The 18,978-nt window shown below is 69.4% G+C and carries 18 protein-coding genes; 11 read left to right on the top strand and 7 right to left on the bottom strand.

Features of this window, described 5'->3' with window-relative positions:
* Positions 1-17: 17 nt before the first annotated feature.
* Entirely contained in the window at positions 18-998 is a 981-nt protein-coding gene (locus ACIBHX_RS48840; protein WP_397075427.1) for a phosphotriesterase, read from the top strand.
* A 162-nt stretch (positions 999-1,160) separates the two neighbouring features.
* Here ACIBHX_RS48840 and ACIBHX_RS48835 read toward each other — a convergent pair whose 3' ends face one another.
* Positions 1,161-1,385: a hypothetical protein gene (locus tag ACIBHX_RS48835; protein WP_397075425.1), complete on the bottom strand. Its 225-nt coding sequence runs from the start codon at positions 1,383-1,385 to the stop codon at positions 1,161-1,163.
* A gap of 268 nt (positions 1,386-1,653) precedes the next feature.
* Between ACIBHX_RS48835 and ACIBHX_RS48830 the strand changes: the two genes are divergently transcribed.
* The 3 genes from ACIBHX_RS48830 to ACIBHX_RS48820 all read left to right on the top strand — a co-directional run bounded on the left by ACIBHX_RS48830 (position 1,654) and on the right by ACIBHX_RS48820 (position 4,132).
* On the top strand, positions 1,654-2,196 hold the full coding sequence (locus ACIBHX_RS48830; RefSeq protein WP_397075424.1) for a dihydrofolate reductase family protein: 543 nt from the start codon (positions 1,654-1,656) through the stop codon (positions 2,194-2,196).
* Between the two features lie 489 nt (positions 2,197-2,685).
* Positions 2,686-3,273 (top strand): RNA polymerase sigma factor, encoded by a 588-nt coding sequence (locus tag ACIBHX_RS48825; protein WP_397075422.1) that lies wholly within the window; start codon positions 2,686-2,688, stop codon positions 3,271-3,273.
* Positions 3,266-4,132 carry a CU044_5270 family protein gene (locus tag ACIBHX_RS48820; protein ID WP_397075421.1) on the top strand — a complete coding sequence of 289 codons (867 nt, stop codon included), beginning with the start codon at positions 3,266-3,268 and terminating at the stop codon, positions 4,130-4,132. The genes ACIBHX_RS48825 and ACIBHX_RS48820 overlap by 8 nt, the downstream gene beginning before the upstream one ends.
* A 289-nt stretch (positions 4,133-4,421) precedes the next feature.
* Here the strand turns inward: ACIBHX_RS48820 and ACIBHX_RS48815 are convergent, their stop codons facing one another.
* From ACIBHX_RS48815 to ACIBHX_RS48805, 3 genes are all read right to left on the bottom strand, one after another.
* A complete protein-coding gene (locus ACIBHX_RS48815) occupies positions 4,422-5,405 on the bottom strand; it encodes a DUF1838 family protein (RefSeq protein WP_397075420.1) in 984 nt (327 codons plus the stop codon).
* A gap of 393 nt (positions 5,406-5,798) precedes the next feature.
* Positions 5,799-6,272, bottom strand: a complete 474-nt coding sequence (locus ACIBHX_RS48810; protein WP_397075418.1) for a DUF3237 domain-containing protein — start codon at positions 6,270-6,272, stop codon at positions 5,799-5,801.
* Entirely contained in the window at positions 6,269-7,468 is a 1,200-nt protein-coding gene (locus ACIBHX_RS48805; RefSeq protein ID WP_397075417.1) for a flavin-dependent oxidoreductase, read from the bottom strand. Before ACIBHX_RS48805 ends, ACIBHX_RS48810 begins: the two co-directional genes overlap by 4 nt.
* A gap of 81 nt (positions 7,469-7,549) precedes the next feature.
* Between ACIBHX_RS48805 and ACIBHX_RS48800 the strand changes: the two genes are divergently transcribed.
* The 3 genes from ACIBHX_RS48800 to ACIBHX_RS48790 all read left to right on the top strand — a co-directional run bounded on the left by ACIBHX_RS48800 (position 7,550) and on the right by ACIBHX_RS48790 (position 9,190).
* Positions 7,550-8,047: a MarR family winged helix-turn-helix transcriptional regulator gene (locus tag ACIBHX_RS48800; protein WP_397075415.1), complete on the top strand. Its 498-nt coding sequence runs from the start codon at positions 7,550-7,552 to the stop codon at positions 8,045-8,047.
* Positions 8,048-8,468: 421 nt separating this feature from the next.
* The gene (locus ACIBHX_RS48795) at positions 8,469-8,780 is read left to right on the top strand and encodes a hypothetical protein (protein ID WP_397075414.1); all 312 of its coding nucleotides are present in this window, start codon (positions 8,469-8,471) and stop codon (positions 8,778-8,780) included.
* Positions 8,732-9,190 carry a hypothetical protein gene (locus tag ACIBHX_RS48790; protein WP_397075412.1) on the top strand — a complete coding sequence of 153 codons (459 nt, stop codon included), beginning with the start codon at positions 8,732-8,734 and terminating at the stop codon, positions 9,188-9,190. The genes ACIBHX_RS48795 and ACIBHX_RS48790 overlap by 49 nt, the downstream gene beginning before the upstream one ends.
* A gap of 38 nt (positions 9,191-9,228) precedes the next feature.
* Here the strand turns inward: ACIBHX_RS48790 and ACIBHX_RS48785 are convergent, their stop codons facing one another.
* From ACIBHX_RS48785 to ACIBHX_RS48775, 3 genes are read right to left on the bottom strand one after another with little or no spacing between them, the layout of a single operon-like run.
* Entirely contained in the window at positions 9,229-9,870 is a 642-nt protein-coding gene (locus ACIBHX_RS48785) for a response regulator (RefSeq protein ID WP_397075411.1), read from the bottom strand.
* A 1-nt stretch (position 9,871) separates the two neighbouring features.
* On the bottom strand, positions 9,872-11,044 hold the full coding sequence (locus tag ACIBHX_RS48780) for a sensor histidine kinase (protein ID WP_397075409.1): 1,173 nt from the start codon (positions 11,042-11,044) through the stop codon (positions 9,872-9,874).
* A 5-nt stretch (positions 11,045-11,049) separates the two neighbouring features.
* Entirely contained in the window at positions 11,050-13,251 is a 2,202-nt protein-coding gene (locus tag ACIBHX_RS48775) for an MMPL family transporter (protein ID WP_397075407.1), read from the bottom strand.
* Between the two features lie 217 nt (positions 13,252-13,468).
* Between ACIBHX_RS48775 and ACIBHX_RS48770 the strand changes: the two genes are divergently transcribed.
* The 4 genes from ACIBHX_RS48770 (at position 13,469) to ACIBHX_RS48755 (ending at position 18,925) form a co-directional block, all read left to right on the top strand.
* Positions 13,469-14,854 (top strand): serine hydrolase domain-containing protein, encoded by a 1,386-nt coding sequence (locus ACIBHX_RS48770; protein ID WP_397075405.1) that lies wholly within the window; start codon positions 13,469-13,471, stop codon positions 14,852-14,854.
* 155 nt (positions 14,855-15,009) lie between these two features.
* Positions 15,010-17,079 carry a dipeptide ABC transporter ATP-binding protein gene (locus ACIBHX_RS48765; protein WP_397075404.1) on the top strand — a complete coding sequence of 690 codons (2,070 nt, stop codon included), beginning with the start codon at positions 15,010-15,012 and terminating at the stop codon, positions 17,077-17,079.
* The gene (locus ACIBHX_RS48760) at positions 17,076-18,026 is read left to right on the top strand and encodes an ABC transporter permease (RefSeq protein ID WP_397075403.1); all 951 of its coding nucleotides are present in this window, start codon (positions 17,076-17,078) and stop codon (positions 18,024-18,026) included. Before ACIBHX_RS48765 ends, ACIBHX_RS48760 begins: the two co-directional genes overlap by 4 nt.
* Complete coding sequence (locus ACIBHX_RS48755; RefSeq protein WP_397075401.1) at positions 18,023-18,925, top strand: ABC transporter permease; 903 nt, start codon at positions 18,023-18,025, stop codon at positions 18,923-18,925. The genes ACIBHX_RS48760 and ACIBHX_RS48755 overlap by 4 nt, the downstream gene beginning before the upstream one ends.
* Positions 18,926-18,978 lie beyond the last annotated feature (53 nt).

Raw genomic sequence — 18,978 nt, 5'->3', positions numbered from 1 at the left:
GCGGAAGGGATGCTGCTGTGACGGTTCGGACCGTGCTGGGGGATGTCGAGTCCATAGGTGTCACCTATGCGCACGAGCACCTGTTCATGACCGGCGGCTGGCCTGTGCGCAACGAGCCGGACTACCGGCTGGACTCCCTAGACGCGGCCGTCGCGGAGGTCTCGGCCGCCCAACGGCTGGGGCTGTCGGCGGTGGTCGAGATGACGCCGCTCGGGTTCGGCCGCAGCCCGTCGCTGATGAGGGCCCTGTCCGAGCGCACCGGGCTGCACGTGATCGCGGTGACCGGCTTACACAAGAGCGGCTACTACGGCGACGACCACTGGCTGCACCACTACCCGGTCGACGAGATCGCGGAGCTGCTGGTGTCGGAGATCGAGTCAGGCATGGACGAGTACGGGCTGGTCGGGCCGCTCGTGCGGCGGTCGCAGGCCCGTGCGGGCGCCATCAAGCTGGCCACCGGGTACCACGCGTTCGGCCGGGGGGTCGGCCGGCTGGTCGGCGCGGTGGCCGCCGCCGCCCTGCGGTCGGGCGTCCCGATCGTCACGCACTGCGACAAGGGGACGATGGGCCATGAGCTGCTGGACGCCCTGTTGGGCGAGGGTGTGGCGGCCGACAGGGTGGTGCTCGGGCACATCGACCACAACCCCGATGCCGGATATCTCATCTCCTTGGCCGACAGGGGCGCTTACCTGGCCTTTGACCGGCCCGGACGGATCAAGTACGGCCCCGACAGCGAGATCGTCACGCTCGTCGGGGCGCTCGCCGACCGCGGTCTCGGGCATCGCCTGCTGTTCGGGATGGATCTGGCGCGCCGCTCCTACTGGCCGAGCCTGGGCGGCGGCCCCGGCCTGCCGTACCTCCTGGAAAGGTTCGTGCCGCGGCTGCAGGCCGCGGGCCTGGGCGACGTGGCCGAGGCCGCGCTGACCGCCAACGCGCACACCGCCTTCGCACTACGCCCCAAAACCACCCTCGCCGACCACCGCCCCAGCGCCGACTAGCCGACGACATCCCCGGCCCGGCCGCGCTGATCGGCCGCCGGGCCGGTTCTTCTCTGCCTGGGTCTGCCGGCTCGCGTTGGTGTTGAGCTCCGGCGAGGAGCCGGCGAAGGCGGTGCGCGCGTAGGCGTCGTCCTGGAGCCGGTACATCAGCCAGGCCGTCAGTTAACCGAGGAACCCGCCGCCCGTGCCCTGGACGGTGTTGTGGCCTGCGCCCTTGAGCAGCGCCTTGGCCGCCGCGCCCGGCACCTTGTCGTAGTAGCCCTGGATCGCCGAGTTGGGGGAGATGACGACGAAGCCCCAGGAGGCGAGCTGGTTGAGCACGCCGGAGTACTGCGTGGGCACGGCGTTGGTGCCGTTCCCACAGGTGATGATCGGATGCTGCTTCATACTCCACAAGTTGTACGGATGACCGAAACTGTCGCTTCACAGATCACCGTTGTCAACGGTTGGAATCTGCGATCGGATCCTGGACGGTGCCGCCTGGGCCAGAGCAAACCGAACACCAAACGTGAAGATCAAAAATTACGGCCGGAGTAGCCGGGAACGGCGATGAGTTTCGCGATGGTCGCCAGTCTGTATCGCCGACTCCCGAACAACCCCGTATCGCCATCGACGCGAGCCGCTCGTGTCGTCCATCCCAGGAAGGAAACAGGGCATGGCCTCACTGGTTCTGAAGATGTCGGTCTCGCTCGACGGTTACGTCGCACCACTCGACGGGAGCGGCGCCTGGATCGCCGCGGGAGACTCCGATGACGCTCTCAGTTGGAATGTCGAGACCGTGAGCAACGCCAGCGTGCATCTCATGGGAGCCACCACGTACGCGGTGCTGGCCGCCTACTATCCCAACGACTCCGGGCCGTTCGCCAAGCCGATGAACGACATCCCGAAGGTCGTGTTCTCGAACTCGCTCACCTCCGCCGACTGGGACGAGACGACGATCGCGGCCGGAGACCTGGCCGAATCCATCTCGCGGCTCAAGCAGGAGCGCTCCGACGGCTACCTGCTCGCCCACGGCGGGGCACGGTTCGCCCGGTCGCTGGTCGAGACCGGCTTGATCGACGAATACCGCCTTCTCGTCCACCCGGCCGTCCTCGGCGCGGGCGAGCGGATCTTCCCGGCGCCGCTGACCCTCGAGCCGAAAAGCACGACCGTCTTCAGCGGAGGAGCCGTCGCCCACGTCTTCGCGGCGCAGCCGTGATCGAGCCCGATCGGTGACCGCGGCCCACCCATTACCCGAAGAAACGGGCCCTGACCAGCCGAAAGGCGATCAGGGTCCGGTTCTGCTTGTCTGGCCGGTGGCGACTCCCCGCGGCGGACTGAACCCGTCGCCGGTTCTCCGTCCGACCGTCAAACTGACCCAGATCACGAAGTGCGGCCGCCAGCCGTACTCCGCACGTCACTAGTGCTCCCCAAGCTTTCCCCCCACCGGGGACTGTACAAAGAACGGCTCTGTCGCAGTTCACTGGACAGACCCCCGCACTTTCGGCTGGGTCCTTCTGGGAGAAGGCCGGAGAACGAAGGCGGCAATCACTCTGGTGGTAGGGACGAGGCGGCACGCGCGGAAGACGCGCCCAGCCGCTGGACGGCCGCCCTTCTGGGGGCGGGAAGAAGATGCGGACGTGCGGCGAAGGATGGATGAAAGCAATGATCACCATCCGGAAGGCGCACTTATGACGGAGACGGGCACATGACCGCCGACGTGGGCGAGCAGGTGACCGACGCCGACCTCGTCGCCGGCTACCGGCAGAACCCCGAGCTGTTCACCGCCGTGCATGACCGGTATTTCCGCGACATCTACCGGTACGTGGCGAGCCGCCTTGACACCCAGGTGGCCGAGGACATCACAGCGGAGACGTTCCTGCTGGCGTTCAACCGGCGTGACCGGTTCAACCCGGAGAAAGGGGGATTACGGCCCTGGCTGTTCGGCTTCGCCACGAACCTGGTGGCCAGGCACCGCCGCAAGGAGGCCCGCCACTACAAGGCGCTGGCACGGCTGGATCCCGAGCCGGTCGTGGAAGGACACGAGAACCGGGTCGTCACCTCCGTGACCGTCCAGCGCATGCAGCCGCACCTGGCCATGGCGCTCGCCTCGCTGAACGGCGGCGAGCGTGACGTGCTGCTGCTCCTGGCGCTGAGCCAGCTCAGTTACGACGAGATCGCCCAGGCGCTCGGCATTTCCATCGGCACAGTGGGCTCGCGGCTGAGCCGAGCCCGCGCCAAGATCCAACCCCTCATTGACAGCCCCCTCATCGACAAGGAGACGACCCATGAATGACCTGGAAGAGGTCGCCACTCTGCTGGCCAAGCCGGAGCCGTCCGCTGAGGCGGCCGCGCGCAGCAGGCACCGCCTCCAGCAAAGGACACGGGCGGGCCGGGCGCGCAGGCGCGTCGGCTGGTTCGTGCCGGGAGCCGCCTTGGTCGCCGCCGGGGCCGCCGCGGCGGTCGTGTTCGCCACGGGGGCGCACACGAACGGCGGCGCACCGGTCACGGGCAAGGAGGTCCTGCTCATGGCAGCCGTCAGCGCAGAACGTACGCCCCAAGGTTCCGGGACGTACTGGCACGTCACACGCCAGTGGTCCAAGGCGGACATTCCGCCGATGGAGAGCTGGACCAGGCGCGACGGCAAGCGCTGGACCAAGGGCGAGCCAGGGAATCCCCCCGACGTCGTCGTACCGGCCTGGAACACGCTCCACCTCAAGGGCGCCAACGTGAGCTTCGAGGACCTCGAAGGGCTACCGACGGACCCGGAGGCGCTGAAGGCGTGGATCGCCGAGCGCAAGGGCAACGAGAACGACATGTCCGCATCCGAAATCCGAGGCAACCCCACCCTCACCTTGCTCACGCTGATCACCGAGCTGCCGGCGCCCGCGGAGGTCCGCTCCGCGGCGTTCCGGGCGCTCGCCGCGACGCCGGGAGTCGAGAATGCGGGCGCGGTCGAAGGCGGCCAGCAATTGCGCTTCCCTGATCCTGACGGCGGTAAAAAGGGCATCGAGCTGGTCGTCGATCCCGAGAAGGCCCGGGTGACCCGCGCCAACCTCGTCCTCGCCGGCGACGGCGGCGTGGCGTGGAGCGACAAGTTCATCTCCGTGTCCACCGAGTGGACGGACCAGCTTCCTTCGGTGAAGAAGAGCTAGCTGTAGCGTCCATGAGCGTTGTCAACAGGAGGGCTTGATCAAGAGAGAAGCCTCCGGCGTGGTGGTGGTGTCGAATCAGCACCGCGCGGAGGCTTCGCATCCCACCGTAACGCCCGGTTGACTGTTACGGCCAAGCAGGTCTGCACGACCGGCCCAGCCGCCCGCACCGCGCCCGCACCGCGCCCGCCACCGCCCGCACCCGGATCGGCCCGGCGGAGTGGTGCTGGCGTTGCATCACCTGGTGGTCTCTGGTGCCGAACCGCTGGCCCAACGCCTCGGAGTCAGGCCATCAGGCCTTGCCGTTGGCGGTGCACCAGTCAGCCCACGTGGTCGCGCCCTTGCCCAGCTGCTTGTTGTAGAAGGAGGACCAGGAGTTCTCGCTCGGAGCGGGCGCGGTGGGTGCGGCCGTGAAGAGCGGGTAGGCGGCCTCGACCTCCGCACGCAGCCACGGCTCGAGGTCGCGGTAGGACTGGAGCGACCAGCTGCGGGCGTGGTAGGTGAGCTGCCCGCGGACATCGGTCTCCGGCAGGCACATGAACGGTGCCCACGGGCTCGTCCTGGCCCAGCTGATCTTGGTCTTCATCGCACCCCTGGGTACGGTGCCCGCAATCGTGCGGGCCGCGACCTCGCGGTCGTCGACGTAGAAGTCGAACATCTCCTGGGCCGCATAGACGCCGTTCACCAGCCCGAACGGGTCGCCCAACGCGAGCTTGAGGTCCGTGCGAACCGGGATGTCGCTGGTCCACTCGGTCTCGTCGTACATCTCCCGCAGCGGCGGGCCGACGTAGGAGGAGGTGACGTTGAACGGACCGAAGTTCACCGCATCGTTGTTGATGGGGACGACCGGGTACGTCTTGAGGTCGATCGGGTTCTTCCACTCCCGCAGGATCTTCGTGGGGTCGGCCGGGTCGGTGTAGAAGACGATCTCGCGGGAGAGCTGGTAGAGCTGCGTGGTGCCGGGGACCCGGTACAGCCGTCGGATGTTGTAGCCCTCGATGTTGAACAGTTTCTGGCCATGGCGCAACCGCGGGTCGTAAGCGTTGCCCTCGATGTTGGCGTAAACGGCTCCCGAAATCCGGAAGACCATGTCCCGCCCGTCCGGACGCCCATTGGTCTGTAACGACAGCATGCCGCTCTTGTCGGTAACCGTCCTGAACACCGGCCCGGGATTGGTCGGATCATCCATCTCCTCCGCCGCCGCACCAGGAACGGCGACGCACACCAACAACGCGGCGAGGGCTGCGGACAAGGTCAGACTGCGGCGCTTGAACATGGGTGCTCCTGCGAAGCTGAGGGGTTGCAGCGGCCATCGTGATCATTTCAGCTGCCGAGACCCAGCCTCAACCAACGAACCTGTCACCAGAGCCTTCGCGAAGGCTCTTCTCCGACAGGGGACTTTGGTCGCCTCGATATCCTTCCTCGCCCGGCCAAACGGGACCTGGCTTCGGCGGCGACGCGGGGCAGGCCGACCATGCGCTCGCTCCACTCGTGAAGGGTCAGCAGGGACCGACGCCGCCAACGCCTGCGGGGGAGGGGAAGTTGTGTCCGCCCGTTCCGGGGCCGTTTGGAGGAGTACGCGGCCCGGTTTGATGACCTGTTCTCGCACGTGGCGCAGCGTCGTGGGTTTCGCGGGTTCGCCGATGCGTCCCCACCCGGGACATTACCGCTAGGACAGTGCGTAGGCGTCGTAGCACACGGCCGTCGCCGCGCGCATGCCGGAGGCGACGGCGAGGGTGTTGTTGAGCCACAGATAGCCGGGCGCGGCCGTCTCGAACCTGACCGCGAGCCGGAAATAGTAGGTGGCCGGGTCGACGGCTTCGCCGCGGCCGAGCGCGGCCAGCACATCGGGCGGCCCGTGGCGCAGCCCCTGGGTCTGTATGTAGATCAGAGCGCCGTCGTGGGTGCGCAGCGTGTAGCGGGTGTCGATGCTGGCGCTGCCGTCGGCGTGCACGACCTGCCAGTCCGCTCCGCCCGGCAGTACCTCTCCGGCCAGTCTGGGCCCCTCGAACGATCCCCCGAGGACGTCGATGACCCGCCGTCGGCCCCACGGCGTCTGGCCGAGCTCCTTGACCGCGGCCAGCTCCACCCGGAACCGGGCCAGCGGCTCCAGGCCCGGTCGCAGCGGCTCGTAGGTCGTCATGGCGTGTAGGAGGGGCGCTGGTTGAGCAGGTCGGGGTGGAACCCGGCGAGCCGCTTGTAGGAGGCGGCGATGGCCTCCCGTTCGGCTCGCGGGAGGACCTGTTCGATGTCGGTGAAGCCGTCGGGGGCTCGTTCGTGGACGAGCTTCATGACGATCTCCGGGCCCATCTGGCGGTTGGCCAGGCAGAGCGCGGTGGTGGGCTCGCGCCGATCCTGCTCGTAGGCGGGCAACGCATGTCCCACATCGCTGGACCGCGCCAGGTGGAAGGCGAGGGCGCGGGCGTCGAGGATCGCCTGGGACGCGCCGTTCGACCCGATGGGATACATCGCGTGCGCGGCGTCACCGAGCAACGTCACCCGCCCGTACGTCCATCGCGGCAACGGGTCACGGTCCACCATCGGATACTCGTAGATCGCCTCCGCGCCCGCGATCAGGCCGGGCACGTCCAGCCAGTCGAACCGCCACTGCTCGAAGTGCGGCAGGATCTCCTGCGCGGGCACCCGCCGGTTCCAGTCGCCCCGGTCGGCCGCCTCGCCGACGACGGGCCGCTCGGCGATCCAGTTGATCAAGCCGTCCTTGATGGGATAGGCGACGAACTTCCGCTCTCCGTCACCGGCCATGATCATCGACCGTCCGGACAGGAACGGCTGCGCGTTCGTCGTGCCCCGCCACAGCACCAGGCCGTTCCACGGCGGCGGTCCCTCGTCAGGATAGAGCCAGGCCCGGACGGTCGAGCGGATGCCGTCCGCCCCGACGAGCAGGTCGAACCCGAGCGTCGAGCCGTCCGCGAACTCCGCCTCCGCCTCGTCGAACCTGGTGAGCCTGCGCCCGGTGAGCACCGGCACGCCCCGCGCCTCGACCTCGCGCAGCAGCAACATCTGCAGCTCGCCCCGGTGGATCGAGAACTGGGGCCAGTGGTATCCGGCCGCCAGCCCGCGCGGCTCGCTCCAGATCAGGCCGCCGTGCCGGTCGAAGTAGGTCAGCTCCGCCGTGGCCCGCCCTGTCTCCTCAAGCTGCTCGCCGAGACCTAGCTCGGTCAGTTCCCGTACGGCGTGCGGGAGCAGGTTGATGCCGACCCCGAGCGGCCGGATCTCCTCGACCGACTCGGTCACGGTGATCTCGGTGAACCCGGCGGCGTGCAGGCTCAGGGCCGCCGCAAGGCCGCCGATACCGCCGCCGACGATGAGGATCCGCATGACAACTCCCGTAGATTGGTTTGGCCAAAACTATTGTGCGCACATCTATCTGAGGGCGACAAGAGGTGAGAGGATTCCCAGGTGGAACGGCTGGACGTCTGGTACGAGCGCTACGCGCGCGATCACGTGGCCAAGCTGCCCGCCGACGTCGACGCGTCGGTCTTCGGGCTCGCCTACAACCTGCTGCACCTGTCGTACGTGCTCGTGGCCGACCTGGAGTCGCACATCCACCGGCCCAAGGGCTGGACGCTTCCCGGGTTCCGGCTGATGTTCAAGCTCTGGCTGCTCGGGCCGACCCGGGTGAGCGACCTCGCCGAGATGTCCGCCATGACCCGCTCGGCGGTGTCCAACGCCGTCAACACCCTCCAGCGGGATGGGCTGGTCGAGCGCCGTGGCGTGCCGGATGACCGCCGCAGCGTCATGGTCGCGCTCACCGACCAAGGCAGGCAGGCGGTCAGCGCGGCCTTCGAGGAGCAGAATCGGCGCGAGCGCGAATGGTTCGCAACCCTCACCGAGCCCGAGCGCGAGCAACTGGCCGAGCTCGTCCGCCGCCTCATCGCCGCCCGCCCACGGGACTGACCCCGTTCAGTCTGCATCCTCCCGCGAAGTGACCGGCTCGGCGGGCTGATCCACGAGTACGCGCAGGTCGCACAGGGCGGCCGAGTTCTTGGCACCCACAGGCCCCGGTGATGGCGGCGAACGCGTTGCTGGACATGCGGCCCAAGGTCGGCATGACGAGCTGGTGGGTGGCGTGCTCCTGGATCAGCGCGAGGTCGCCCCAGGTCGCAGAAGGCCGGAGCCGGGCCGTCCGGAAACTCCAGCGGGTAGGTGGGCGTGTCATCGACGGGGCCGTGGCCGATCCCGGCCTTGGCCCTAAACCGCCGCGCACCGGCGACCTATGCTCGGGGCCTCCGGGGGAAGCGCCACACGTCGTGCGCCCTAGCCGCCCGCACGCCAGAGCACCACAGCCCAGGTCTCCGGCCACAGGGAGGACATCCCCATGCCCTCGCACGACAAGCACCCACACCACCCCGAAAAGCCCGAAAGGCCCGAGAAGGGCCACAAGCCACACAAGCTGGAGCGTGATAAGTCAGGCAAGGGGGAGACGTCTGCCACCCCGGCGCCCCCGCTCCTGGGCTCCGCCGCCCCGCCCGCCTCGCCGTACGACCGCAGCGCGACCACCATGCAGGGCGTCAACTGGATCCTCGCGATCCCGCAGGACTACATCAACTACATCCTCAAGAGCATGCTCGGCTATCACTGGTGGTCAACGAACGCGGCATCAACAACGACCGCGAGTTCCTCGACATGATCGTGGTCGTCAGCCAGATCATCCCCGTCGTACGCGACGGCGCCCTGCTGGTCGGCGAGTTCAACGGCAACCTCGACCCGCTCGCCGAGGAGGGCCTGCCGATGCTGGAGAGCGGCTACGGCCTGGCCATGCTGATGTGCGTCTGCTACTCCATCAACCTGGAGTCCCAGGAGGGGGCACCCAAGGACACCGACCCGACCGACTGGACCATCCTCATCTCCTTCAAGTTCATCGAGAACTGCCTGTGGTCACTCAACAGTGCCCTGTCCTTCGAGGAACTCGTGCCGGCCAACAACCCCGTCAAGGCCCGGCTGGTGGTCACCCGGCAGGTCATGATGGCCTGCGAGGCGCTGGCCGCCCTCTACCTCGGCTACAAGGCCACGCGCACCGAGCAGTCCGACATCACCTGAATTCAGCGACGGAGTCGCCCTCGATCGGCAAGGTGTTCTCAGTCGGGGCGAGGGAGGAGGCCTCGTTCGAGGGCTACGACGACGGCGTGGGTGCGGTCGCTGACGTCGAGTTTGGCGAAGACCCGTAGTAGGTGGGTCTTCACGGTGGCCTCCGCGATGACCAGCCGTTTGCCGATGTCGGCGTTGGACAGGCCGTCGGCGACCGCGTTCAGGACGTCGATCTCGCGTGAGGTCAGGTTCACCGGTGCCGGGCGGCGCATGCGGGCGACGAGCTTCTCCGCGACCCGGGCGGCCAGGACGGTCTCGCCACGGGCCGCGGCGTGGATGGCGTCGACGAGCTGTGTGCGGGTGGTGTCCTTGAGCAGGTAGCCGATGGCCCCGGCCTCGACTGCGCGCTCGATCTCGCTGTCGGTGTCGTAGGTGGTCAGGATCAGTACGCGGGTCGCGGCCGGTCCGGTGACGATCTGGCTGGTCGCGGCGACGCCGTCCAGGACGGGCATCCGCAGGTCGAGGAGGGCCACGTCGGGTTCGAGGCGTTCGGCCAACTCGACGGCCTCCCGGCCGTCGCCCGCCTCGCCGACGATGGTGATGGTGGGCTCGGCGGCCAGCAGCGCGGCGACGCCGGCGCGCATCACCGCGTGGTCGTCGGCGAGGATCACGCGGAGCGGGTCTGTGGTCATGTCACACCTGATCGTTCGTGGGGATCATGGCGAGGACGCGGGTGCCGTCGCCGAGAGAGCTGGTGATGGTGAGCTCGCCGCCGAGCTCGGCCAGACGCTTGCGCATTCCGTCGAGGCCGAAGCCCCGGGACTCGCCGACCACGAAGCCACACCCGTCGTCGGTGATCTCCAGCTCGATGCCGTACGGTTCCCGGGCGAGGACGAGGCCCACGGTCGTGGCGGCGGCATGCTTGCGGACGTTGGCCAGCGACTCCTGGGTGCAGCGCAGTAGCGCGATCCTGGCCTGCTGATCGCACTGGATGTCGGGCAGTTCCGCGCTGACGGTCAGCCCGGTGTCCTCAGCGAACCGGTCGAGCGTCCGGCGCAGGGTCTGCGCGACCGAGCCCTGCACGACCTGCGGGGCCGAGCCGACCAGGACCCGCGCCTCCGCGAGGTTCTCGCGGGCAGTGCGCTCGATCGAGAGCAACTGCTGCGAGCTCTTCCCGTAGCTCGCGCCGAGGCCGGCGCGGGCGGCCTCGGCCAGCACGATGATGGAGGCGAAGCCCTGCGCGAGAGTGTCGTGGATCTCCCGCGCGAGCCGTTCGCGCTCTTGCGCGGCACCCTCGCGGCGGTGGGCCTCGGCCAGCTGCCGCTGGGTCTCCTCCAGCTCCGTGCTCAGGCGGCGGGCACGCTCCTCGCTCTGCCGGATGTACCAGTGCATCAGAAGGCCCAGCAGGACGCCCGCGGCGTACCCAATGAAGGTGAAGACGACGTTGCCGCGGAAGAAGCCGTCGCTGATGGTCCCGCCGGCGACGGTGACCGCCGCGGCGGCGCCGCTCAGCGCGATCGCGCGCCGCGGCCCGCCGGCGAAGATCCAGAACTGGGGCAGGGAGATGATGAACATCGCGGCACCCCCCTGCAGCAGGTACGACTGGCCGCCCAAACCGAGCGCGAGCAGGACGAGGAAGATCTGCGGGCGCAGGACGGGGTTGCGGGGGAAGAGCCTGAGGATCGCATAGCAAAGACCGAGCGCGGTCAGCAGCGCCAACGACCAGGACCTCGTCGCGGCCGAGTGGTCGTCTACCAGCACCGCGATGGCCGGGGGGACCAGGCCGAAGATCAGCCAGAGGGCGGAGTACCAGAGGTGGAGTCTCCGCACCTGGTACCGGTCGTTGAGGTGCGGCGCCGGAATCATGCTGGTCAGCCTACTTTTTCCAGCGGACTCTCAAGGGGCTGGGCGATCTGCGCCCGGCGCATGCCGCGGGACGGCCACCAGTTGGCGTTCCCGAGCAGCAGCATGAGCGAGGGCAGGATCACCACGCGGATGACGAACGCGTCCAGCAGCACGGCCGCCGCCAGGCTGAAGCCCATCTGCTTCATCTCCATGATGTGCAGAGGGACGAAGCTGGCGAAGACCGTCACCATCACGAAGGCCGCGCTGGTCACCACACCGGCCGAGCTGCCGATACCGTCCAGTACGGCCTGCCGCGTGGGCACCCCGCGCAGTGCCGCCTCCCTGATCCGGCTGATCACGAATACCTGGTAGTCCATCGACAAGCCAAAGAGGATCACGAACAGCAGCAGCGGGACCCGGGAGCCGATCGAGCCGGTGGAGTCGAAGGCGAGCAGCCCCTCGGCCCATTTCCCCTGGAAGACCAGCACAAGCAAGCCGAGCGAGGCGCCGGCCGACAGCAGGTTGAGCAGCACGCCGACCAAGCCGAGGACCACCGAGCGGAACGCCCAGACCGTCATCGCGAAGGTCGCGAGCAGCAGGGCCCCGATGATGAGGGGCAGCTTCTGCTTCTGGTGCTCGGGATAGTCCGCGAAGCGGGCCACGTCCCCGGTCACCGCGGCCTCGACCCCGGCCAACTTGCCTACGGTGACCGGCAGGTACTCCTCGCGGATGTCCTTGAGGGACTGCTGGGCCGCCTTGTCGCTCACATAGTGGGGCACCGCCAGCTCCAGCACGCTGACCCGGCCGTCCGGCGACGTGCGGAGGCTCGCCGTACCGGCCATGTTCTGGTCGGCCTTGGCACGCTGGGCGAGATCGCGGAGTGCGGCGGTCACCTCACCCTCGCGACCGGCGTCGGCGCGGACGACGACCTGATTCATGGACTTCAGCTCGGGGAACGCCTGGTTGAGCCGGTCGAAGGTCTGCATGGCGGGGATGGAGCGCGGATACGTCTCGGGGCCCATGTCGGTCAGGTTGAGGTTGAGGAGCGGCGCAGCCAGGGCGAGCATCGCGATGACGCCTGCCGCCAACGTGGCGGAGGGGCGCCTGCTCGTGGTGCGCAGCAGAGCGGACGTGATCGGTCCCGCGCCGCGCTTTGGCTGCCGAGCCTGTACGGCGGCGCCGTGCCGGGCCCGCTTGCGCTCGAGGCGGCGCTCCGCCCGGGCGCCGAGCTTGGCCAGCAGTGCGGGCAGGACGGTCATCGAGCTGACCACGGCGACCAGGGTGACGACGATCGCGGCGGTGGCGATGGAGGCGAAGATGACGTCGTCGGCCAGGTACAGCGTCGCGCTGGAGACGATGACCGCGAACCCTGAAACCACCACGGCCCGTCCCGAGGTGGCCGCCGCCAGCTCCACCACCGCCTGCGGGCTCAGCCGCCCGCCCGAACGGGCCCGTTCCTCGCGCTCCCGCTTCAGGTAGAACAGGGTGTAGTCGACGCCGACCGCCATGCCGATCAGCAGGATGATGTTGGTGCTGATGCCGGTGTCGGGGAAGACGTGCGAGGCCAGCATCGACAGGCCGACGGACGCCACGATCGAGGAGATCGCCAGCAGCAGCGGCACCAGGGCCATCGCGATCGAGGCAAAGACCACCAGCATCGTGATCAGGGTGATCGGCAGCGCGATCATTTCGGTCTTCGACAGGTCCTCGTCGCGCAGCTCGTCGACAGCCTTGCCGATGGACGGGCTACCGGTCTCCTCGATCCGGAGATCGGGGTGGGCGGCCTGCACCTGTTCGGTCTGCACGCGGAGCGGGTCGAGGTGTTGCTCGGCGTCGAGTTCCGGGCCGTTCATCGCCACGTCGACCCGTACCGCCGTGCCGTCGGTCGAGGAGACCGGCGCCGAGACCGAGTGCACCTCGGGCAGCTCCTTCATCCGCCGGACGACGTCCAGGGCAGCGGCGTCGGCCGCGTGTTCGTCCAGCCGGCCGGTGCCGGGCCTGGCGGAGATCAGCACTCGTTCCACGGCCCGCTGTGGCAGTCCGCCCTCGGCCGCCAACGCCTCCGCCCGCCCCGCCTCTCCGATACGGAAGTCCTCGGACTTTGCGGCGTTGCCGCCGACCGCCATGCCGATGCCGAGGCACACCGCCACGAACAGGAACCATCCGACGATCGCACGCCACGGATGCCCGGCACTCCATCGAGCCACCCTCAGAGGAAGTTTCGTCATGCCGTAAATGCTGGTCAGCGGACCCTCGGTCCCGACAGCCTCGACCGGTTGAACCTCTTGTCCACCGGTCGGTGGACGGCCGCTCATCTCGATGGCGAGCTAGAAGACGCTTGGCCGAGCCCACGAACGGACGGGCCGCTAGTGGTGGAACCTGACGAACACCACCGTGTCCGTCGCCCCTAAGCTCCCCCGGAAACGGAGCCAGAAGGGGATACCGGTGTCGAAACTGGATGAGATCGCTGCTTGGCTGCGGCACCGGCTGCCGGATCTGCTCATGGAAAACCAGGTACCAGGGGCGGCGGTGGCGGTCTGCGCCGGCGACGGGATGGTCGAGGCCGCGGCTGGGCTGCTCAACACCGTCACGGGCGTCGAGGCCACGGCCGACTCGCTCTTCCAGATCGGCTCGATCACGAAGACGCTGACCGCGACGCTGGCCATGCAGCTGGTCGACGAGGGCAAGCTGGACCTCGACGCTCCCGTGCGGACCTACCTCCCCAAGTTCCGGCTCGCCGACGACCACGCTGCCGTACAGATCACCGTACGGCAGCTGATGTGCCACGTCGCCGGCTTTGAAGGCGACATCTTCACCGACACCGGCAAGGGCGACGACTGCCTCGAGAAGTACGTCGACCTCTTGCGCGAGGTGCCGCAGCTGTTCGAGCCCGGAGAGATGTTCTCCTACAACAACGCCGGCTTCTGCGTTTTGGGGCGGATCGTCGAGGTCGTCCGGGGCAAGCCGTTCGACGACTGCATGCGGGCGCACCTGTTCGAGCCCCTGGGCCTGACGCACGCCGCGAACGACCCGTACGACGCGATCCTCCACCGCACTGCGGTTGGGCACATCGAGCAGGAGCCCGGAGGCCCGATCGAACCCACCCGCGTCTGGGCTCTGGCCCGATCGAACGCGCCGGCCGGCTCGATGCTGGCGATGCGCGCCCGCGACCTGCTGGCCTTCGCCCGCATGCACCTGGCCGGCGGCCTGGGGCCGGACGGCCGCGCCGTGCTCAGCCAGGAGAGCGTCCGGGCTATGCGGCAGCCGCAGGTCACTCAGCCGGACCTCGACCAGGGCACCGGCTGGGGGCTCGGCTGGGAGCTCTTCCACCGCCCCGACCGGGCGGTCTTCGGCCACGACGGCAACACCATCGGCCAGTCGGCGTTCCTGCGAGTGGTCCCGGAGCGCGACGTGGGGCTGGTGATCCTCACCAACGGCGGCTCCGCGAAGCCGGTCTTCCGCGAGCTCGCCGGGCGCGTGCTCGGCGAACTCGCCGAGGTCGACCAGGGCGAGACGCCCCGGCCGGACCCGGCCGCGCCTCCGCTGGACGCCGCCCGCTACGCCGGCACCTACCTGTCGAGCACCTCGCGGACCACGGTGAGCCAGGACGCCGAAGGGCGGCTGTGGCTGGACCGCGTCCCCCTCGGCGTCACCGCTGACCTGGACGAGGCGCCGTACCGCACCGAACTGGTCGCCTGGCGCGGCGACTCGGTGCTCCCGACCGAATCCGAACGGGGCGTCCGCGCGCCGCTCGCCTTCCTCGGAGACGACGGGCAGGGGCGCGCCCTCTACCTGCACACCGGCCGGGCCGACCGACGCGTGCCGTCCTGAACGCCTAGCGGTTCACGGTTCCCGCTCCGCCGCGACGGCTCGCGCGATCAGTTCGTCCCGGTGGACGAACGCGGCCTCGAGGTTCTACCGAGGCGACGAACACCACCAGGCGGATCGGGTCCCACTATCGTCGAATGGATTGGGAGAGCACTGCCTTGAGCACTGCCTTGAGCACGGCCGATGGTTCCAAGAACGTGGATGGCGGCCGCGTGCTGACGATCCGTGACCTGTCGGTCGAGATCCGGCGGGGCGATCGGATCGTCCGCCCGGTCTCCGGCGTCAGCCTGGCGCTCGACCGAGGCGAGACCCTGGGGATCGTCGGCGAGACCGGGTCCGGCAAGTCGATGACCGGTCTGGCGATCATGGGCATGCTTCCGGCCGGCGGTCGGGTCACCGCCGGCTCGATCGACTTGGACGGCAGGGAGCTCGTCGGGCTGCCTGCCGCGCAGTACCGCGCGATCAGGGGCAACGAGGTGGGGATGGTCTTCCAGGACTCGATGACCGCGCTGAACCCCACCAAGCGCATCGGCGAGCAGGTCGCGGAGCCGGTGCGGCTGCACCGCGGCGCCTCGAAGCGGGAGGCGCGCGCACGCGCCGAGGAGATGCTGGCCCTCGTGGGGCTGCCGCGGCCGGCCGAGCGGCTGGACGATTTCCCGCACCAGCTCTCCGGCGGCATGCGGCAGCGCGTGATGATCGCGATGGCGCTGATCTGCGAGCCGCGGCTCGTCATCGCCGACGAGCCGACCACCGCGCTCGACGTCACCATCCAGGCGGAGATCCTCGACCTCCTCGACGACCTCAGGTCCCGGCTGGGTATGTCGATGATCCTGGTCTCCCACGACATGGGAGTGATCGCCCGGCATGCCGACCGCGTCGGGGTGATGTACGCCGGGCGCGTGGCCGAGACCGGGCCGACGCCCGTGTTGTTCACCCGGACGCGGCACCGCTACACCCAGGCGCTGCTCTCCTCGATCCCGTCGCTCACGCAGGACCGCCGCGAGGAGCTCTTCAGCATCCCCGGGGTGCCGCCGGACCTGACCGTGGTCCAGGCGGGCTGCCCGTTCGCGCCGCGCTGCGCCGCCGCGACCGACCGGTGCCGCCAGGAGCCCCCGCCGCCCGCAACCGAGGCCGACGGCCACGTCTACAGCTGCTGGCACCCCGCCGACGGCCGGGCCGCCAGGGGCCGCGCGCGGCTGGTCGTCACGGAGCCGGCCGTCACGGAGCCGACCGTCCCGGAGCCGCGCCTGAGCGTGGTCGACCTCCGGCGCGAGCACCCGGCGGGCAGCGCGGGCCTGTTCGGCGGCCGCCGCACCGTGAAGGCGGTCTCGGGCGTGAGCTTCGAGGTGGCGGCAGGGGAGACCTTCGGGCTCGTCGGCGAGTCGGGCTGCGGCAAGTCCTCCCTGGGCCGCATGCTCGTGGCTCTCGACCGCCCCACCTCCGGCGAGGTGATCTTCGACGGCGAGCCGGTCACCCGGATGAGCGCCCGCGCGCTGGGGCCCCGCCGTACCCAGCTGCAGATGATGTTCCAGGACTCCAACGCCTCCCTCGACCCCCGCATGCGCATCGGCACGATCCTGCGCGAACCCCTGGCCATCCAGGGGGTCGGCACCCGCGCCCAGCGCACCGCCCGCGCACGCGAGCTCCTGCGGGACGTGGGCCTGCCGGCGAGCGTGCTGGAGCGCTACCCCTACGAGCTGTCCGGCGGGCAGCGGCAGCGGGTGGGCCTGGCTCGCGCGCTCGCCCTGGACCCGAAGGTGCTGGTCGCCGACGAGCCGGTCAGTGCCCTGGACGTCTCCATCCGCTCGCAGGTCCTCAACCTGATGCGCCGCATCCAACTCGAACGCGGGCTCAGCAGCGTGGTGATTTCGCACGACCTCGCGGTGGTGCGGTACCTGGCCGACCGCGTCGGCGTCATGTACCTGGGCAAGCTGGTCGAGACGGGCACCACCGAGGAGGTGTACGGCTCAGCCGCGCACCCCTACACCGCGGGGCTGCTGGCGGCGATCCCGGACGCCGACCCCGAGGCGCCGCGCGCCCCGGCGGCCGCGAGGGTGCGCGGTGAGCTGCCAAGCCCCATCAACCCGCCCAGCGGCTGCCGGTTCCGCACCCGGTGCGCCCTGGCGACCGAGTTGTGCGCCCAGAAGGAGCCCCCCTTGACGCCGGTCACCGGCAACCACCACGTCGCCTGCCACCACCCACTGCGCCGAGAGGAGTCACGCTCATGACCTGGTACGTGCTCCGCCGCCTGGCGGTCTCGCTCCTCGTCCTGCTCGGGATCTCCGCGGTCGTCTTCCTCATGCTGCACCTGGTGTCGGACACCCCGGGACGCGTCGTCCTCGGGCAGCGCGCCTCGCCGGAGGCCGTGGCGGACTTCAACCGGGAGCACGGCTTCGACCGCCCGGTCGTCGTGCAGTACATCAGCTACCTCGGTCAGCTGCTCCAGGGCGACCTGGGCCGGTCGTACCAGCTGAACGAGAACGTGGGCACGCTGCTGGCGCTGAACGCCGGCCGCAGCGCGATGGTGTCGCTGGCCGGGCTGGTGCTGGCGCTGCTGATCGCGGTCCCACTCGGCATTCTGCAGGCGGTCCGGCGCAACAGCGCCGTCGACCGGATCGCCACCGCGGTGTCGTACGTGCTCTACGCGACGCCGTCGTTCCTCCTCGGGCTGCTGCTGATCGCCCTCTTCAGCCAGACGATCCCGATCTTCCCGGCGGAGGCGTCGCAGTCGCACTCGCCGTGGGTGGTCTTCACCGATCCGCGGGCGATGGCGCTGCCGGTCATCACGCTCGCCGTCACCAGCGTCGCGATCTTCGCGCAGTACCAGCGTTCCGCCACCCTCGACCAGCTCGGCCAGGACTACGTCCGGGTCGCGCGCGCCAAGGGCCTGCCGGAGCGGCTGATCCTCACCCGCCACCTGCTGCGCAACGCCTGCCTGCCGCTGGTCATGCTGGTCGGCACGCTCGTTCCCACGCTGCTGGCGGGCAACCTGATCGTCGAGTCGCTCTTCAACTATCCCGGCCTGGGCCTGCTGTTCCTCAACAGCCTGCAGCGCGAGGACTACCCGGTGCTCCTGGCCTACACCCTCATCGGCGGCGTGCTGACCGTGGCCGGCAACTTCATCGCCGACGTCGTGGTGGCGGCCGCCGACCGCCGAATCGAGCTGAGCACATGACCGCACCAGACGTGACCGCCGCACCATCCCCCGAGGCCGAGACGATGGCGGAGAGAAATCCGGGCTCGATCCGGTCGGTCCTGCGCGGGCTGCGCCGGCATCCGCTCGGCCTGGCCGGCGGGCTGCTCCTGCTGCTCATCGCCGGGTTCTGCTTCCTCGGGCCGCTGTTCTACCAGACCAACCAGACCGACGTGGACCTAGTCAACGCGGCCCTGCCGCCCGGCCCGGGCTACCCGCTCGGGACCGACACCAACGGCTTCGACGTGCTCGGCCGACTGATGTCCGGCGGCCAGGTGTCGCTGCAGATCGGGCTGCTGGCCGCGCTTTTCGCCACCACGATCGGCACCCTCTACGGGGCCGTGGCTGGGCTGGCCGGGGGCGTGGTCGACGGGTTCATGATGCGGCTGGTCGACGTCATGTTGTCGATCCCATTCCTGTTCTTCGTGCTGATCCTGTCAGCCCGCTTCCACGCCGACGCGCTGACGCTGAGCCTCGTCATCGGCGGGTTCTCCTGGCTCGTCTCCGCCCGGCTGGTGCGCGGCGAGGTGCTGACCCTGCGGGTCAGGGAGTTCGTGCTGGCCGCCAAGCTGATGGGCGCCTCCCGCCGGCGGACCATTCTCACCCACCTGATCCCGAACGCGCTCGGCGTCATCATCGTCAACATCACCTTCCAGGTCGCCGACGCCGTCCTGGTCGTCGCGGCTCTGGGCTTCCTGGGCTTCGGCCTGACCTACCCCACCGCCGACTGGGGGAGCCAGCTGGCCAGCGGCGTCACCTACATCTCCGCCGACTACTGGTGGCTGGTCTACCCGGTCGGAGGCTGCATCATCCTCACCGTGCTGGCGCTCAACCTGCTCGCCGACACGCTCCGCGACGCGGTCGGGCGGCGGGCCGACTGATGACCTGTCCACCAGGACGGAGGCGGGCGCGCGGAGTTGTCCGCACCGCCGGT

This window comes from Nonomuraea sp. NPDC050536, from assembly GCF_044457685.1.
Classification (GTDB): domain Bacteria; phylum Actinomycetota; class Actinomycetes; order Streptosporangiales; family Streptosporangiaceae; genus Nonomuraea.
Note: the sequence above shows the minus strand (reverse complement) of the source record. Positions and strands in the feature narration are given on the sequence as shown.

What these genes read in the sequence shown, in the direction of transcription:
- ACIBHX_RS48820 (WP_397075421.1), top strand. Translation starts at nt 3,266, where the DNA reads ATGAATGACCTGGAAGAGGTCGCCACTCTGCTGGCCAAGCCGGAGCCG.
- ACIBHX_RS48760 (WP_397075403.1), top strand. Translation starts at nt 17,076, where the DNA reads ATGACCTGGTACGTGCTCCGCCGCCTGGCGGTCTCGCTCCTCGTCCTG.
- ACIBHX_RS48825 (WP_397075422.1), top strand. Translation starts at nt 2,686, where the DNA reads ATGACCGCCGACGTGGGCGAGCAGGTGACCGACGCCGACCTCGTCGCC.
- ACIBHX_RS48815 (WP_397075420.1), bottom strand. Translation starts at nt 5,405, where the DNA reads ATGTTCAAGCGCCGCAGTCTGACCTTGTCCGCAGCCCTCGCCGCGTTG.
- ACIBHX_RS48810 (WP_397075418.1), bottom strand. Translation starts at nt 6,272, where the DNA reads ATGACGACCTACGAGCCGCTGCGACCGGGCCTGGAGCCGCTGGCCCGG.
- ACIBHX_RS48830 (WP_397075424.1), top strand. Translation starts at nt 1,654, where the DNA reads ATGGCCTCACTGGTTCTGAAGATGTCGGTCTCGCTCGACGGTTACGTC.
- ACIBHX_RS48780 (WP_397075409.1), bottom strand. Translation starts at nt 11,044, where the DNA reads ATGATTCCGGCGCCGCACCTCAACGACCGGTACCAGGTGCGGAGACTC.
- ACIBHX_RS48755 (WP_397075401.1), top strand. Translation starts at nt 18,023, where the DNA reads ATGACCGCACCAGACGTGACCGCCGCACCATCCCCCGAGGCCGAGACG.
- ACIBHX_RS48835 (WP_397075425.1), bottom strand. Translation starts at nt 1,385, where the DNA reads ATGAAGCAGCATCCGATCATCACCTGTGGGAACGGCACCAACGCCGTG.
- ACIBHX_RS48775 (WP_397075407.1), bottom strand. Translation starts at nt 13,251, where the DNA reads ATGACGAAACTTCCTCTGAGGGTGGCTCGATGGAGTGCCGGGCATCCG.
- ACIBHX_RS48805 (WP_397075417.1), bottom strand. Translation starts at nt 7,468, where the DNA reads ATGCGGATCCTCATCGTCGGCGGCGGTATCGGCGGCCTTGCGGCGGCC.
- ACIBHX_RS48785 (WP_397075411.1), bottom strand. Translation starts at nt 9,870, where the DNA reads ATGACCACAGACCCGCTCCGCGTGATCCTCGCCGACGACCACGCGGTG.
- ACIBHX_RS48795 (WP_397075414.1), top strand. Translation starts at nt 8,469, where the DNA reads ATGCCCTCGCACGACAAGCACCCACACCACCCCGAAAAGCCCGAAAGG.